The organism is Parenemella sanctibonifatiensis (assembly GCF_002250565.1).
In the GTDB taxonomy this organism is placed as follows: Bacteria; Actinomycetota; Actinomycetes; order Propionibacteriales; family Propionibacteriaceae; genus Parenemella; species Parenemella sanctibonifatiensis.
In genome coordinates this window covers 495745-510354 of record NZ_NMVJ01000006.1, presented here as the reverse complement: position 1 = coordinate 510354, position 14610 = coordinate 495745, and the positions used below count along the sequence as shown (strand labels likewise).

Here is a 14610-nt window from a genome sequence, read left to right as displayed (position 1 = left end):
CGATCCGCCAGCGCTGACAGCCGCAGCACTGCTCCCGTCCCACCCTAGTGCCCCTCACCCATCTGGTGGGCAATGCCCGCCCGAAAAAGCGCCGGGGTTGCCAGTGATTCAGTACCGGGCGGTCGGCTGGCTGTCCGGTCAGGGGCCGGGGCTGGCGTACACCTGGGGGCGAGGCTCGACCACCGAACGGATCTCGAGCAGCTGGACCTGGTCGATCGTGACCCGGCCCCCAACGGCCTCGGATTCGATCTCGGACACCAGGCCGCCACGGAACCGCGCTCCCTGTTCCAGGGTGGCCGGGTCGCCGATGATCTCGATGACGATGTCGGGGCCGATGTCGTGACCGTCGACCTGGACCGCGCCGGTGCTGCCGGTGATCGAGGAGCTGGCGACCAGCCGGATGGAGTCATTGATCTCGATCACCTCAGCGCCGGCGTCGCGCAACTCCTGGATGCCGTTGAGGATCAGGGCCGGCGAGATCTTGGCCTGCGGGTCATGGATCACGATCCGGATCCCCCTCCCCTGCGCCGGTGCGGTCCCGGCCAGGATCGACAGGTCGTCGGTACGCCGTTGGGCCTCATCGCGGGCCGCCCGGGCCCGGTCCTGGCTGTTCTCCAGGGACTCACGGGTCCGACGCAGGTCGTTCAGTTCAGACTCCAACCGGCGTGACTCCTGGGTCAGGCCATCGAGGATCTGGATCAGGTCGCTGCGTCGGGTGCCCTCGTAGGTGTCGTCCTGGCCGCGGATCTGGGCCACCAGGCTGAACGCCAGCGCCCCCAGCAGAACGGCGATCAGCAACTGTGTGGCCCGAGGCTTGAGGAGTGCCTGCTTGAGTCGGTCCCGAGGGGTTGGTTCGCTGTGCTCGGTGGTGTCGTTGTCGGTGGCGGTTTCGTGGCCGGTGCCGGTCGCGTCAGCGGCGTCGCTGTCGGTCTCCTCGTCACCCGCCGTACCGTCGGCGCGGTCGTTGTCCTGATCCGGATCCTCGTGGGTCATCAGGCCCCCAACAGCATCCGCCGAATGTCGGCGGCGTTGGTGAAGATGCGGATGCCGAGCACCACGATGATGCCGGTCGACAGCTGTGCCCCTACGCCGATCCGGTCCCCCAGCAGCACGATCAGGCAGGCGATGACGATATTGGACAGGAAGGACACCACGAACACCCGGTCGGTGAAGGAGCCGGCCAGGAAGGCCCGGAATCCGCCGAGCATGGCATCGATCGCGGCCACGATCGCGATCGGCAGATAGGGCGTCAGGGCCGCCGGCAGTGAGGGTTCGAAGATGACGCCGAGCACCACCCCGACCAGGAGCCCAAGTATCGCTATCACCGCAGACGCCTCCCCTCGCGTACCGCCAGACCGTCGTCGGCGGGCAGCTCCAGGTTGTTCGCCCGCGTCACGTCGAAGCCTACGCCGTAGGACTGCTCCAGGAAGCTCCACCACGCCCCGGCGGAGGAGCCCCGCAGACAGCCCGGCAGCATCGACGGATCACCGATCGCCTCGACCCGGTAGGGCGGGGTGATCGAGACGTAGTTGACCGTGATCGCCTCACCGGCGATCCGAATCGAACTGCGGGACGTGATCCGTTGGCCATTGACCGCGACGGCCTCGGCCTGACAACTCCACAGGCCGTTGACCAGTTGCTGCAGGTCCAGGTCGACCACTCGGCCCTGGCCGCCCTGGCCATCGGTGGCAACCACCACGACGCCCGGGCCGACCACCGCCGTACGCCCGGTGCCGGCCTCCAACTCGGCCACGGTTGCGGTCAGATCGGCCTCGCTGCCCAGCGCCTCGGCCCGGATGGCCTCGATGGCGTCCTGTTCCGTGGCAATGTCGGCGCGCAGTTGGGCGACTTGGGCCTCGGCCTCGGTGACCCGCTCCAGGACCTGGTCGCGTTCGGCTTCGGCCTCGGGAGCGCTGGCCGTGGTCTGCTGCACCGTGATGGCCAACAGCACGCCCACCAGCACCAGGGCGATCGCCGACAGCCATCGCCGGCGGGGCTGGGACCGAGCCGCTGCCCGGGTGTAGCCGGGCTCCAGCGCCTGGTCGGTAACCTGGCGCAACAGCCCCATGCTGGCGTCGGGATCGCGAGGATCCTGCACTCGCACCAGCCGTTCCCTGAGCCGGTCCCAACGACCCGGGGTGCGGTCCCGGTCGCTCATGAGCCCGTCAGGGCCGAGGTTGTCGGGCTCGTGACCAGCGACCGCAACTGCCACACATAGAGCAGACCTGCCCACCAGTAGAGCGCGGTGCCCCACAGGGCAAATGCCCAACCGACCAGATGGCAGGCGTACAGGACGGTGCCCCAGACTCCGGCAGCCTGGGCGCCGCCGAGCAGCACCAGTGGGAAGGCGTACATCAGGCAGAAGGTGGCGATCTTGCCAAGCAGGTGGACCGGCAGGCTCGTGTAGCCGCGGCGGCGGAGGGAGGGCAGCAGGAAAGCCAACATCACGTCCCGCAGCGCCAGCAGCACCACCAGCCACCACGGGATCAGGTCGCGGATCGCCAGCGACACGATGATCGCAAGGATGTAGAGGCGATCAGCGATCGGGTCCAGCATCTGCCCGAGTCGGGTGATGGTGTTCGTGCGCCGGGCGATCTGGCCGTCCAGCCAGTCGGTCAGACCGGCGACCACCAGGACCACCACGGCCCATCCGTCCTCGCCGGGTCCCAGAATGAGCCACAAGTAGAGCGGGATGCCCAACAGCCGCAGAAAGCTGAGCACGTTCGGGATGGTCCACACCCGATCCATGTCGTCGCCGCCGCTCATGTGCCTCAGCCTAGGCGATCCGGTTGCTGGTGACACGCTTCACGACACCGGCGACGACCAGCAGCAGGACGGATGTCACCTGCCAGGTCCAGGCGAGGCCCGGGCCGATCGTCATCGCCGCAGTGGCGCCGGTGCGGACCTCGACCTCGACCACGACCGCGGCTGGGGTGTAGATGTCGTCCGCCTGGGCCAGGACCCGACCGTCGGGGCCGAAGGCAATGGTGGGTCCGACCGTGGAGGCCTGGACGACGGTACGCCCGGACTCGACCGCTCGCAGCTGGGCGATCTGGGTCTGCTGCCACAGTTCGTCGGTACGCCCGAAGTCAGCGTTGTTGGTGGGCGAGACGATCCAGCCGGCATCGTTGGCGACCATCTCGCGCATGAGGTCGTCGTCAATGATGTCGTAACAGATGGCCACCCCCACCGTGGTGCCGGCGGCCTCCAACACCGGGGCGCCGGTGCCGGGGGTGAAGTCACGACCGATGAGGTCGATCAGTTCGGGGGCGAATCGCCGCCACAGTTCGCGGTCGGGAACGTACTCCCCGAACGGGACCGGGCGGTGCTTGTCATAGACCTGATCGGTGCGCGGCCACGGTGCATAGGAGGTGTGGTAGAGGTCGCCCTCCCTGCGGATCCACCCCACCAGCATGGGGGTCTGGTGACGCGCGTACACCGCATCCAGCACCGGTCCGGTGGTGCGGTCGTTGGCGCTGTCCCATTCAGCCGCCGCCTCGGGCCACACGATCAGGTCGGTGGAGCCCGGCTCCAGCAGATCGGTGGCCAGCGCATGCGCCTGCCGTACCTCGCCCGGCTCCCCACCGTTGAAGTAGCCAGCCTTGTCGCTGCCACCCTGGATCGCCGCAACGGTGATGGAGTCGGTGACCGGCAGCCGGTGGATCGGCACGAGGGCCAGGGCGATCAGGGTGACCAGGATGGCGGCCGCGGTGATGGCGACCGGACCCCGCTCGCCGGCCGGTCGGTTGGCAGCGGCCAATGCCAGTTCGACCGCGGCCACCGAGACGGTCGCCACCAGCAGGGTGAGTCCGGTGACGCCGATCCAACTCGCCAGTTCCACCAGCGGTCCACTCCCCTGCGCCTGACCGATCCGGCCCCAGGCAAAACCTTCGTAGGGCACCGCACCCGCCAACGTTTCCCGCCCCAGCCACAGGCCACCGGCAACCACCGGGACCAGCCGAGTGCCCCAGCGCCCCAGGTGCGGCAGCCAACGTGAGGTCAGCGTCCAGGCGATGGCCATCGGGATCCACCACAGGGCCTGTTCGACGCCGAGCGCCGCCCACGGCAGTGGGCCCAGGAAGAGTGTCGCCCAACGCAGCAGGCCGAGGTGGAAGGTCAGCCCGGCCAGGATTCCGACCAGCACGGCGCCACCGATGCTGCGTCCCCGCAACGCCGCCCACAGCAGCGCCACGGCGGGAAATGCCGCCCACCACCAACCGGGCTCGGGGAAGCTGAGGATCAGCAGACCCGCACCGATGGAACCGGCCACGACCGCCTGGAAGAGCGGCATGATCGCGGTTGGACGGACGACCTCGTGCTGGTCCCCCACCCTGTTTTGACCCGACTCGGTCTGACCGGCCTCGTTCTGATCGGTCGGTTCGTCGGCGGCGGCCCCGGTCGTCGTGCTCACGCGGTCGACCAGGCCTGAGCGAAGAGCCGGCGGGTGTCCTCCAGCAGCTGCGGCACCGGCTTGGTGCGCCCGATGATGGGCATGAAGTTGGCATCGCCCAGCCAGCGCGGCACGACGTGCTGGTGCAGGTGTGCGGCGATGCCGGCGCCGGCCACCTCCCCCTGGTTCATGCCCAGGTTGAAGCCAGCCGCCTTGCTCACCGCGCGTACCACTCGCATCGCCTTCTGAGTCAGCTCGGCGATCTCGACGGTCTCGGCCGCGGTGAGGTCGGTGTAGTCGGCAACGTGGCGGTAGGGGCAGATCAGCAGGTGCCCCGGCGAATAGGGATAGAGATTCATCGTGACGAAGGCGGCCTCGCCGCGGTGGACGATCAGACCGGCCGCGTCGTCCTTGCCCGGGCTGGCGCAGAACGGGCAGCCCCGTTCGCTGTCGCGGGACTTGGCCTCACCACTGACGTACGCCATCCGGTGCGGCGTCCACAACCGCTGCAAGGAGTCCGGGACCCCCGGCAGGTCAGTCGCGAACTCGGCGCTGACCTGCACGGGTGCCTCGGTGCTGGCGTCCGGGGCGGTGGGGTCCGGCTCGGCGCCCATCGTCAGCGCTTCTCGATGATGGTGGTGAGGATCTCCTCGATCGCTGCCGGGATGCTGACACCGTTGTTCTGGCTGCCGTCGCGGTAGCGGAAGGAGACCGTGCCGTCGGCACGGTCCTGGTCACCGGCGATGAGCATGAAGGGCACCTTCTCCTTCTGCGCATTGCGGATCTTCTTGCCGAACCGGTCATCGGAGGCGTCCAACTCCACGCGTACGCCCTTGGCGCGCAGCTGGGAGCAGATGTCCTCCAGATAGTCGACGTGCTCGCCGGCAACCGGAATCGCGGTGACCTGCACCGGGGCCAACCAGGCCGGGAAGGCGCCGGCGTAGTGCTCGGTGAGGACGCCCAGGAAGCGCTCGATGGAGCCGAACAGAGCGCGGTGGATCATCACCGGCCGCTGCCGAGAACCGTCGGGAGCGGTGTACTCCAGTTCGAAGAGCTCTGGCTCGAAGAAGTCCAGCTGGATCGTCGACAGCTGCCAGGTGCGCCCGATGGCGTCCTTGGCCTGGACCGAGATCTTCGGGCCGTAGAAGGCAGCGCCACCCGGATCCGGCACCAGCTCCAGACCTGACTCGGCAGCGACCTCGGCCAGCGTCGCGGTCGCCTGGTCCCAGGTCTCGATGTCACCAACTGACTTGTTCTCGTCGCGGGTGGACAGTTCCAGATAGAAGTCGTCCAGGCCGTAGTCACGCAGCAGGTCCAGCACGAAGGTGAGCAGGCTGGCCAGCTCGTCGCGCATCTGCTCCACGGTGGTGTAGATGTGCGCGTCGTCCTGGGTGAAGCCGCGGGCGCGGGTCAGCCCGTGCACCACGCCGGACTTCTCATAGCGATAGACCGCCCCGAACTCGAACAGACGCAGCGGCAACTCCCGGTAGGACCGACCCCGGGACTGATAGATGAGGTTGTGCATCGGGCAGTTCATCGGCTTGAGGTAGTAGTCCTGCCCCTGTCGGCGAACGTTGCCCTGAGCGTCGCGCTCCTCGTCCAGATGCATCGCCGGATACATGCCGTCCTGATACCACTCCAGGTGCTTGGAGGTCTCGAACAGGCCCGCCTTGGTGATGTGAGGGGTCGAGACGAAGGAGTAGCCGGCCTCAATGTGACGCTGCCGTGAGTAGTTCTCCATCTCCATCTTGACCGTGGCGCCCTTGGGGTGGAAGACCGGCAGGCCGGATCCGATCTGCTCGGGGAAGCTGAACAGATCCAGCTCCGCGCCCAGCTTGCGGTGGTCGCGCTTGGCCGCCTCCTCCAGTCGAGTCAGGTACGCCTTCAGGTCGTCCTTGGTCGGCCAGGCCGTGCCATAGAGCCGCTGCAACTGGCGATTGTTCTGGTCACCGCGCCAGTAGGCAGCAGAGGTACGCAGCAGGGCGTACGCCTTGATGTAGCCCGTGTGCGGTACGTGCGGGCCGCGGCACAGGTCCTTCCAGGCGACCTCGCCGGTACGCCGGACGTTGTCGTAGATCGTCAGCTCCCCCGCGCCGACCTCGACGCTGGAGCCGTCGTCGTCCGAGGAGCCGCCCTTGAGGCCGATCAGTTCGATCTTGTTGGGCTCGTTGGCCAGCTCGGCGGTTGCTTCCTCGTCGGTGACCACCCGGCGTACGAACTTCTGCTTCTCCTTGATGATGCGGCCCATCTCCTTCTCCAGGGCCTTGAGGTCCTCCGGCGAGAAGGTTTCGCCATCCAGGTCGAAGTCGTAGTAGAAGCCGTCGGTGATGAACGGGCCGATGCCCAGCTTGGCGCCGGCGTGGGTGGCCTGGACTGCCTGCGCGGCGACGTGGGCGGCGGAGTGCCGCAGGATGTTGAGGCCATCGGGAGAGTCGACCGTGACCGGCTCGACGGTCTCGCCGCCGGCGAAAGCGTGGGCAAGGTCTCGCAGCTCACCGTCGACCCGCTGCGCGACGATGGTGGGATCACCCCCGAACAGCTCGAGTCCAGTGGTGGTCTCCACCTGCTCCGGCTCGGCTGATGCGGCTCGGACGACGGAGACATGCACGGACACGGGGTTTCCCTTCCTGGCGGGCCGCGCGGTTCGCGGCGCTCGACCCGGCCCATTCTGCCCCATGTGGCCAGCCGGTGTGACCGGCTTTCGGGGCGAACTGTTGACACATTCCTATATCAGTATATGTGGGATCCATGGCGCGCGCAGCAACCACCTCCGATGTCTTCAATGCGATCGCCGAACCGCGGCGACGGGAGATCCTCACGCTGTTGCGCGCCGGTGAGCGCTCGGTCGCCGACCTGGCCGACTACCTCGGTCTCAGTCAGCCCGGAGCTTCCGAGCACCTGCGGGTGTTGCGCGAGGTCGGACTGGTGCATGACCGCAGGGAGGGAAAACAGCGGATCTATGGGCTGGATGCTCGCGGGCTGCAGTCCGTCCACGCGTGGGCCGGCGGGTTCGAGTCGTTCTGGCAGGAAAGCTTCGATCGGCTGGATGCCTACGTTCAGCGCCTGAAGGAGCTGCGCACGGCGTTTCCCACGGCCGCGCTGCGGGACCGGGCCGTCGCTGTCAGCGGCGCAGTTGAGGGCGGCAACCAGACGCTGGACCACCTCGACACGTACGTGACCCACCTGGGCAACGACGAACGCTGAGCGCCGGCGCTCCAGGCCCCGGTGGGCGGCTGGAGAAGGGTTTCCCGGAGTCGACCCGGCCTTGACCGAGTGTTGGGAGAGACATAGGCTGCGGGCGTCCGCTACCAGCAACCGCAATGAGGTGGTCCCCATGGAGCGACATGACCCTTGCACATCCTCTCCGACTCCCTCCCGTCGCGGGTTCCTCGGCCTGGTCGGTGCATTCCTGGGTGGCAACCTTGCCGGACTCGAGGATGTCGAGGGCATCGAGATCGCCGACCCAGGCTTGGTGCAGCAGCCAGACGGCACCTACCGCTACTCCGAGGCCAGCCCGCTTCGATACAACCTCACCACGCGCCCGCTCGACAAGAGCGACGTGGGCCCCACGTGGGCCTGGACCTGACCACCGATTCGACAGGAGCACTGCCTCAGATGACCACCGTGACCACTCACGCCGGCTGGGATGAGCGCCTTCACGCGATCATGCCCTTCGGCTCCAGCACCGCCTCGAAGTCACCGAAGTACCTGCCAGAAGAACCCGAGGTCATCGTCCGGGGCGACGGTTGCCGCGTGTGGGACGACCAGGGTCGAGAGTTCATCGACTACCGCAACTCGCTGGGGCCGATCACGCTGGGCTACCGCTTCCCGGCGGTTGACGATGCGATCCGTGCTCAACTCGACCGCGGCATCATCTTCGGCCACCCGTCCCCGCTCGAGGCCGAGGTCGCCGAACGCTTCTGTGAGCTCGTGCCTGGCATGGACCAGGCCCGGTTCGTCAAGACCGGCGGTGAGGCCATCTCAGCTGCGATCCGGATCGCGCGCCACCACACCGGCCGCGACCACATCATCCAGATCGGCTACAACGGGTGGCTCAACAGCCTCGGCGCCGGTGCGGCGGCCCTGCCCGGTCAGATCGCCTCGGCGCCCGCCGGGGTGCCGAAGGCGCTGGCCGACCTGCACCACCCGACTCCCTGGGGCGACCTGGCTGCGGTGGAGCAGGTGTTGACCGCGCACGAGGGTCAGGTCGCTGCGGTGGTGGTGGCCGCCGACTACGCCCGGATGGGTGAGGGCGACAGCTACTATCCGCAGCTGCGTGAACTGCTCAACCGGCACGGCACCTTGCTGGTGCTCGATGAGATCGTCACCGGATTCCGGATCGCTGTCGGGGGCGTGAACGAACGCTTCGCCGCCAACGCCGACCTGGTTGTCTTCGGCAAGGGCATGGCCAACGGCATGCCGATCGGGGTGTACGCCGGCCGAGGCGAAGTGATGAAGTCCTGCGGTCCGGGTCAGGTCACGATCTCCTCGACCTTCGGCGGCGAGCTGTTGACGCTGGCCGCGGCGGCCGCAGCCATGGAGACCTACACCAGCCACGATGTCGTGGGTCACCTGTGGCGCCAGGGCACAACGTTGTGGGAGGGAGTCAACGCGATGTTCACCGAGCGCGGTCTGCCGCTGGTGTCCCTCGGACTGCCACCCTGCCCCACCCTGCGGGCGACCGACGACACTCCCGGCGTACTTGATGCCTTCAACCGGGCCGCCTTCCGCCACGGCGTGTCGCTCAGCCCGGTCTCCTACGTCAACTTCTCCCACACCGACGCCGACATCACCGACACGCTGGAGCGCTTGGGCCAAGCGTGCGACGCCGTGGCGGCGGGCTTGTGAGCCTCGACGTCGAAGGCCCGCCGGTGGTGATCGACGCCCATGCCCACCTGCACGGCGCCGAGTTGGACCCTGGCGTCGAGGAGGAGTGTGAGGCCCATGGGGTCGACCGGATCGTGGTCTCGTCGATCGCGAACTTCCGCGCCTTCCCCAGCTTCGAGCAGGTCCGGCAGGCCAATGCGGACCTGCTCGCGGTTCGGCAGCGCCGCCCCGATCTCGTGGAGTGCTACTGCTACGTCAACCCACGCCACGGCGCCGAGGGGTTGGCAGATCTGCGCCGCAACATCGCCGAGGGCATGGTCGGCATCAAGCTGTGGATTGCGACCACCGCTGATGACCCGCGAGTTGATCCCTTCGTCGAGTTGGCGGTCGAACACCGGATGCCGATACTCATGCATGCCTGGCGAAAGACGGTGGGTCAGGGGCCGTATGAGACGACGGCAGCCCACATCGCGTCGATCGCGGCACGTCACCCGGACGCGCGAATCATCATGGCGCATCTGGGCGGGCAGGTGGAGAGCGCCATGACGACGATCGCTCCGTACGCCAATGTCCTCACCGACACCTCTGGCACGCTCAACAGCAGCGGCGCGGTGCGGATGGCGGTGGAACGGCTCGGCCCCGAACGGGTGGTGTTCGGTTCCGACATGCACGGCAACTGCCTGGCTCACAACATCGGCAAGGTGGTCTCGGCCGATCTTCCGGCCGAGGATGCCGCGCTCGTCATGGGAGGCACCATGCAGCGCCTGCTCGCCGAGGTACGCCGATGAGTTCACGTACATCGATGAGTGATGCACCGCTGGAGCGTTTTGCTGAGCTCGGCGGGATCGACGTCACGGCGTTCGTGGGCACATCGCCCTGGCGGCTGGCGGCGACCATCGACGTCGCCGGGCTGGGACGACAGGCCGACCGGCTGGGCTTGGCCGGTGTCTGTGTGAGCCATCTGGCCTCCGTCTTCGGTTTCGACACCCGGACCGGCAACGAGGCTCTTGCCGAAGCGATCGCCGGGGACGCCAGGCTGTGGTTCACGCCAGTCCTCAATCCCAGCGAGCCTGGCTGGGAGGCCGAGCTTGAGTGGGCTCTCGAGGAGGGTGCGACCGGCATACGCCTGACGCCCGGCTGTCATGGCTATGACGCCGATCACCCGGCCCTCGCAGAGCTCGCGACGGCGGCGCAGGAGGCGGAGCTGGCGCTGCACCTGCTCACCACGATGGATGATCCCCGGGAACGGCATCCGCGCTATGCCTTCACGGACTGGTCGGCAGCCGAGGTGGCCAACTTTCTTCGGCTTGCTGGGGCCGCACCGGTGGTCATCAGTGGGTTGCGGACGTACGACTGGCCCGAGGTGCACTCCTGTCTGGACCACGGGCACGACCTGAGCGGCATTCTCGTCGACACCTGGCGGATGAACGGGCCGGTCGCTGCGCTGCGAATGATGACTGAGCAGTGGGGCGACCTGCTGGCGTACGGGACCTGCCAGCCAGGCCAGGACGCCGTCGCCAGCGCGTATCAGCTCGCCACGGCGCGGATCAGCGCTGCCGAGCGGCTCGCCGCGGCAGCCGGCAACGCCGGCCGCGTTCTCGGGCGTGTCGCAGCGCCCCGCTCAAGCGGCTGACGCGAGTGGCAGCAACTCCGGTTCGCGGGGTCGGTTGGGGCGGCACCGGCTCGGAGTCGACCCGCCCCCGTGGCAATGCCGAAGCGTCTGAGAAGCTGGTCAGATGGGTGATCTGATCGTCCGCATCCCGGTGCGGCAACCCTTCGATTGGGCCGGGGTGATCGCGTGGTTCCGGCCCCGATTGATCCCTGGAATCGAATGGAGTGGACACCTGGGCGCCGCGCCCGCGTACGCCCGCACGCTGGCACTGTCCGGTGGCCCCGGCGTGATCGAACTCAGTTGTGGCGAGGCCGACGCGGCAGTACAGGTGCGCGCCCAGTCAACCGATCCGCAGGACGGTGCCGAGGCCGTGGCGGTGGCGGAGCGGCTGGTCGATGCCGCGGCGGATCCGGCGGTGATCGAGCCGGCCCTGATGCAGGTTCCCGAACTGGTGCCGGCGGTCCTGGCGCGTCCCGGCGTACGGGTGCCCGGGACGGCGTCACTGCCCGAGATGGTGCTGCGCGCGATTGTGGGGCAGCAGGTGAGCGTGGCGTCGGCCGTGCAGCAGTTGGGGCGGATGGCGCAGCTGTGCCCTCCCCTGCCCGAAGAGCTGGCCGATGGCGAGCTGGCGCTGGGTCGAGGGCTGACCCGGGTGTTCGATCCGGCTGTGCCGGCCGCGAATCAGGACTGGTACCGGGGCCCTGCTGCCCGTCGCGCCAGCATCGCCGCGGGCCTGGCGATGGTGGCCGAGCTGCCCATGAAAGCGGGCCAGCCGCGCGACCAGGGCGATCTGCGGGAACGGCTCCTGACCGTCCGCGGGATCGGACCGTGGACCGCCGACTATGTCGCGTTGCGGTGCGGCCACACCGATGTGGTGCCGCCCAGGGATGTCGCGCTGATCCGTGCCGCCCGCCGGATCGGGCTCGAGGGCGACCTGGCCGAGTTGGTGTCTGCGGCCCGGCCCTGGCGCTCGTACGCCGCGACCCATCTGTGGCAGTTGGCCGCCGAGGGTTGAAACAAAGAAACTCCTGCCCCGTTGATCGAGTCAGGAGCCAAATCCTCGCGGTGGGCGATACTGGGTTCGAACCAGTGACCCCTTCGGTGTGAACGAAGTGCGCTACCGCTGCGCCAATCGCCCGCGACGGCCCACTGTAGTGCACCGGAAGCGGTGGCGCCAAACCACACGGTCTTTCCTTGCTGCGTATCGTGGAGCCGTGGAATTCGAGCTGTACACATCGTCCTTCTGCGGCGCCTGCCGGACGACTCGGCGGGTGCTGGACGATGCCGTACGCCTGGTGCCCGGCGCTACGGTCACCGAGCTGCCGATCGAATCGGAACCGGACCGTGCCGAGGCCGCCGACATTCGCTCCACCCCCACCGTGATCTTGCGGGACCACCAGGGCCAGGTGCGCTTCCGTGCCATCGGCGTGCCGACGGTGCCGCAGGTGCTGACCGCCGCCGCGCAGTTGTTGGCCTGACGCAGTGCTCGAGTGACGGGACTGTTGGACTGACGGGCGCCGACGTTCCCGCGGGAACGTCGGTGCTGGCGCCGCGGCGGCTGGCCCGTCAGCCGGCAGCGGTGGTCACGGGCCCGTGGACCCAGCCAGTCCCCTCCCGCAGGTAGCCGATCCGGACGTGGCGCCGGTCATGGCGGGATTGGGTGAACTCCCACCAATGGGGCTGCAAGGCGTACACCTGCCAGTCCGGATTGGGCTCACCGGTGTAGCTGGGGCGGGCTCGCCAGTCGGCCTGGGAGGTCTCCTCATCGAGGCCAATGACATGGCCGCCGACCTGCACCTGCCGGCCGCTCTCGCGCCAGAAGAAGGTCATCGCAGCCCGCGGGTCGACGGCGAGCTGCTGGCCCTTCCGGGAGGTGCGGTGGGTCGAGACGTGCAGGCCGCGGTCGTCGAGGTCCTTGAGGATCAACGTACGCCCGACGGGCCCCTCAGCGTTGGTCTGAAACGTCATCGCATGGGGTTGGCGTGCACCGCTGGCGATCGCGTCCTCCAGCCACGACAGGAACAGGTCGGCCGGCTCATCGGGGGCCGCGCTCGGATCGAGGTCGGGCATGTCCGCGGGAAAGGCGGGCAAGCGGCGGAGCCGGGCGGCAAGATCAGTCATGTCACCATCCTGCGTCACCCTGGGCGTGGGCTGCTGCGAGGGTTCCCGTCGCCGATCCTGTTCCGGCGTGTGACGTTCCCGCGGGAACGTCACCGGTCCCCCGGAAAAGCAAAAAATCCCCCGGAGGGGATTTTCTGTGTGGGCGATGCCAGGATCGAACTGGCGACCCCTTCCGTGTCAGGGAAGTGCGCTACCGCTGCGCCAACCGCCCGAGGTGGGTACCGGATTCGAACCGGTGTAAACGGATTTGCAGTCCGTTGCCTCGCCTCTCGGCCAACCCACCCTGGAGGGGGTTACCCCCGTCACGCGTGGATGTGCGAGACCCTCCGAGCGGACGACGGGATTCGAACCCGCGACCCTCACCTTGGCAAGGTGATGCTCTACCAGCTGAGCCACGTCCGCATGCGATCTGCTCCGTTTCCCGGATCAGGCGCGACCAGAAACATAGCCCATCCTGAGCGCGGTGCACAAATCGATTGTCCCGAGTGTCGTACTGCCCCCTGGTTCAGGCCCGTGCATGGGTGGATTGGCCCGCCTGCCGCCAAGGTCGGCAGGCCGTGGGCTGGCCGGCCTGGTGGCGTACGCCGGTCGACGGCGCAATCGCTGCAGGCAGTGGCTGTGCAGGTCCTCTCGCCGGTTTCTGCTGCCCAACTACGTGAGGCTGGAGGTGTGCAGGCGGCCTGCAGTCGCTTCGCCGCGCCATCCACCCAGGATGTTCGACAAATGAGACAGCGTCTTATATTCTGAGAATGAACTTGCGCTGCCACCCCGGTCGGGGATTGAGTGGGCGCAACCACCACGAGTGACGGGGAGGCAGCCATGACTGCGCCGGCCATCGTCTTGTTGACGGACCGAACTGACGACCTGCGGGTGTCGCGCGTCATGTATGAGCTCCGCGACCGAATTCAGAAGATGCGGTCCCAGCATCGGGTGGGCGCCGCCTCGGTCAATGAGAAGTCCCTGCAGCAGGCCGTGGTCAACCTCGGTAGTGACAGCGGCGAGGTCGTCATCGTCCCGATGCAGCTGGCCGCCGCGACTCAGACCAGCGACCGGATCAACGCCGCCGTGGCCGCGGTCACCGCAGTGTCCACCAACGTCCGGATCGCGACCGCTCGGCCGATTGGCCCCTCCGCGATGCTCTTGGGCGCCATCAACCGGCGGTTGCGCGCTGCGCTGCGCGACGCCCGCGCACGGGAACTGGATGGTCTGGTCCTGGCAGCCGAGCCCGGCGCCGATGTCCGCGGTTCCGGCCTGCTGGCCCGCCGCGCGCGGCAATGGTCGCACCAGCACCACCTCCCCTGCGTCACGGCGAACACCACCGAGGTGTCCACCGCCAACGCGCTCGCTTCACTGCGCGCCCAAGGTCGACGTCACCTCGCCGTCGGATCGCTCTTCTTGGGAGCTGACAGCAACTTCCAGTTGCAGAAGGAACAGGCCAACCGGATGGGCGCTGTCATGGCCGAGCCGCTCGGTGACGAGCCCGAATTGGTCGACCTGATCCTGGCCCGCTACGCGTATGCCGCGATGGATCTTGTCGAGATCGCCCCGGAGCGGCCGCAACCCAAAGTGAGCAAGCCGGACCTGCGCGTCGTCAGCTGATCCAGTCGTCCCGAGCCATCGGCCTCTCACGGTGAGGGGCCGATGGTCCACACTGAGCGTG

16 protein-coding genes and 4 tRNA genes are annotated in these 14610 nt (G+C 68.1%); 8 read left to right on the top strand and 12 right to left on the bottom strand.

The window, feature by feature from the left end; translation table 11 throughout:
- Positions 1–138: 138 nt before the first annotated feature.
- The 7 genes from CGZ91_RS06900 to thrS are packed head-to-tail and all read right to left on the bottom strand — an operon-like array spanning position 139 to position 7004.
- Positions 139–993, bottom strand: a complete 855-nt coding sequence (locus CGZ91_RS06900) for a DUF881 domain-containing protein (RefSeq protein ID WP_094453678.1) — start codon at positions 991–993, stop codon at positions 139–141.
- Entirely contained in the window at positions 993–1325 is a 333-nt protein-coding gene (locus tag CGZ91_RS06895; RefSeq protein WP_094450958.1) for a small basic family protein, read from the bottom strand. Before CGZ91_RS06895 ends, CGZ91_RS06900 begins: the two co-directional genes overlap by 1 nt.
- Positions 1322–2158 carry a DUF881 domain-containing protein gene (locus CGZ91_RS06890; protein ID WP_094453676.1) on the bottom strand — a complete coding sequence of 279 codons (837 nt, stop codon included), beginning with the start codon at positions 2156–2158 and terminating at the stop codon, positions 1322–1324. Before CGZ91_RS06890 ends, CGZ91_RS06895 begins: the two co-directional genes overlap by 4 nt.
- Positions 2155–2766, bottom strand: coding sequence for a CDP-alcohol phosphatidyltransferase family protein (locus tag CGZ91_RS06885; RefSeq protein WP_094450960.1), 612 nt, complete (start codon positions 2764–2766; stop codon positions 2155–2157). Before CGZ91_RS06885 ends, CGZ91_RS06890 begins: the two co-directional genes overlap by 4 nt.
- A 10-nt stretch (positions 2767–2776) precedes the next feature.
- Positions 2777–4411 (bottom strand): apolipoprotein N-acyltransferase, encoded by a 1635-nt coding sequence (gene lnt, locus CGZ91_RS06880; protein ID WP_094453674.1) that lies wholly within the window; start codon positions 4409–4411, stop codon positions 2777–2779.
- The gene (locus CGZ91_RS06875) at positions 4408–5004 is read right to left on the bottom strand and encodes an HIT family protein (RefSeq protein ID WP_094453672.1); all 597 of its coding nucleotides are present in this window, start codon (positions 5002–5004) and stop codon (positions 4408–4410) included. The genes lnt and CGZ91_RS06875 overlap by 4 nt, the downstream gene beginning before the upstream one ends.
- 2 nt (positions 5005–5006) lie before the next feature.
- Positions 5007–7004, bottom strand: coding sequence for a threonine--tRNA ligase (gene thrS, locus CGZ91_RS06870; protein WP_267490235.1), 1998 nt, complete (start codon positions 7002–7004; stop codon positions 5007–5009).
- A 134-nt stretch (positions 7005–7138) separates the two neighbouring features.
- Between thrS and CGZ91_RS06865 the strand changes: the two genes are divergently transcribed.
- The 6 genes from CGZ91_RS06865 to CGZ91_RS06840 all read left to right on the top strand — a co-directional run bounded on the left by CGZ91_RS06865 (position 7139) and on the right by CGZ91_RS06840 (position 11844).
- A complete protein-coding gene (locus tag CGZ91_RS06865) occupies positions 7139–7594 on the top strand; it encodes an ArsR/SmtB family transcription factor (RefSeq protein WP_094453668.1) in 456 nt (151 codons plus the stop codon).
- 130 nt (positions 7595–7724) lie between these two features.
- Entirely contained in the window at positions 7725–7976 is a 252-nt protein-coding gene (locus tag CGZ91_RS06860; protein WP_094450965.1) for a hypothetical protein, read from the top strand.
- A gap of 29 nt (positions 7977–8005) precedes the next feature.
- Positions 8006–9238, top strand: coding sequence for an aminotransferase class III-fold pyridoxal phosphate-dependent enzyme (locus CGZ91_RS06855; protein WP_094453666.1), 1233 nt, complete (start codon positions 8006–8008; stop codon positions 9236–9238).
- A complete protein-coding gene (locus CGZ91_RS06850; RefSeq protein ID WP_179229255.1) occupies positions 9235–10005 on the top strand; it encodes an amidohydrolase family protein in 771 nt (256 codons plus the stop codon). The genes CGZ91_RS06855 and CGZ91_RS06850 overlap by 4 nt, the downstream gene beginning before the upstream one ends.
- The gene (locus CGZ91_RS06845) at positions 10002–10850 is read left to right on the top strand and encodes a hypothetical protein (protein ID WP_144276823.1); all 849 of its coding nucleotides are present in this window, start codon (positions 10002–10004) and stop codon (positions 10848–10850) included. Before CGZ91_RS06850 ends, CGZ91_RS06845 begins: the two co-directional genes overlap by 4 nt.
- 103 nt (positions 10851–10953) lie before the next feature.
- A complete protein-coding gene (locus CGZ91_RS06840) occupies positions 10954–11844 on the top strand; it encodes a DNA-3-methyladenine glycosylase family protein (protein ID WP_094453660.1) in 891 nt (296 codons plus the stop codon).
- Between the two features lie 51 nt (positions 11845–11895).
- On the opposite strand, the gene CGZ91_RS06835 is transcribed toward CGZ91_RS06840, so the two are convergent.
- Positions 11896–11967 (bottom strand) — tRNA-Val (locus CGZ91_RS06835).
- A gap of 76 nt (positions 11968–12043) precedes the next feature.
- On the opposite strand from CGZ91_RS06835, the gene CGZ91_RS06830 reads away from it, so the two are divergent.
- Positions 12044–12307: a thioredoxin domain-containing protein gene (locus tag CGZ91_RS06830; protein ID WP_094453658.1), complete on the top strand. Its 264-nt coding sequence runs from the start codon at positions 12044–12046 to the stop codon at positions 12305–12307.
- An 88-nt stretch (positions 12308–12395) separates the two neighbouring features.
- On the opposite strand, the gene CGZ91_RS06825 is transcribed toward CGZ91_RS06830, so the two are convergent.
- The 4 genes from CGZ91_RS06825 to CGZ91_RS06810 form a co-directional block, all read right to left on the bottom strand.
- Entirely contained in the window at positions 12396–12950 is a 555-nt protein-coding gene (locus tag CGZ91_RS06825) for a pyridoxine/pyridoxamine 5'-phosphate oxidase (protein ID WP_094453657.1), read from the bottom strand.
- Positions 12951–13089: 139 nt separating this feature from the next.
- A tRNA-Val gene (locus CGZ91_RS06820) sits at positions 13090–13161 on the bottom strand.
- 1 nt (position 13162) lies between these two features.
- A tRNA-Cys gene (locus tag CGZ91_RS06815) sits at positions 13163–13233 on the bottom strand.
- Between the two features lie 46 nt (positions 13234–13279).
- Positions 13280–13352, bottom strand: a tRNA-Gly gene (locus CGZ91_RS06810).
- Positions 13353–13769: 417 nt separating this feature from the next.
- Between CGZ91_RS06810 and CGZ91_RS06805 the strand changes: the two genes are divergently transcribed.
- Entirely contained in the window at positions 13770–14549 is a 780-nt protein-coding gene (locus CGZ91_RS06805; protein WP_094450971.1) for a sirohydrochlorin chelatase, read from the top strand.
- Positions 14550–14610: the final 61 nt, after the last annotated feature.

What these genes read in the sequence shown, in the direction of transcription:
- CGZ91_RS06875 (WP_094453672.1), bottom strand. Translation starts at nt 5,004, where the DNA reads ATGGGCGCCGAGCCGGACCCCACCGCCCCGGACGCCAGCACCGAGGCA.
- CGZ91_RS06805 (WP_094450971.1), top strand. Translation starts at nt 13,770, where the DNA reads ATGACTGCGCCGGCCATCGTCTTGTTGACGGACCGAACTGACGACCTG.
- CGZ91_RS06865 (WP_094453668.1), top strand. Translation starts at nt 7,139, where the DNA reads ATGGCGCGCGCAGCAACCACCTCCGATGTCTTCAATGCGATCGCCGAA.
- CGZ91_RS06900 (WP_094453678.1), bottom strand. Translation starts at nt 993, where the DNA reads ATGACCCACGAGGATCCGGATCAGGACAACGACCGCGCCGACGGTACG.
- CGZ91_RS06825 (WP_094453657.1), bottom strand. Translation starts at nt 12,950, where the DNA reads ATGACTGATCTTGCCGCCCGGCTCCGCCGCTTGCCCGCCTTTCCCGCG.
- CGZ91_RS06890 (WP_094453676.1), bottom strand. Translation starts at nt 2,158, where the DNA reads ATGAGCGACCGGGACCGCACCCCGGGTCGTTGGGACCGGCTCAGGGAA.
- CGZ91_RS06885 (WP_094450960.1), bottom strand. Translation starts at nt 2,766, where the DNA reads ATGAGCGGCGGCGACGACATGGATCGGGTGTGGACCATCCCGAACGTG.
- CGZ91_RS06860 (WP_094450965.1), top strand. Translation starts at nt 7,725, where the DNA reads ATGGAGCGACATGACCCTTGCACATCCTCTCCGACTCCCTCCCGTCGC.
- CGZ91_RS06855 (WP_094453666.1), top strand. Translation starts at nt 8,006, where the DNA reads ATGACCACCGTGACCACTCACGCCGGCTGGGATGAGCGCCTTCACGCG.
- CGZ91_RS06845 (WP_144276823.1), top strand. Translation starts at nt 10,002, where the DNA reads ATGAGTTCACGTACATCGATGAGTGATGCACCGCTGGAGCGTTTTGCT.
- CGZ91_RS06840 (WP_094453660.1), top strand. Translation starts at nt 10,954, where the DNA reads ATGGGTGATCTGATCGTCCGCATCCCGGTGCGGCAACCCTTCGATTGG.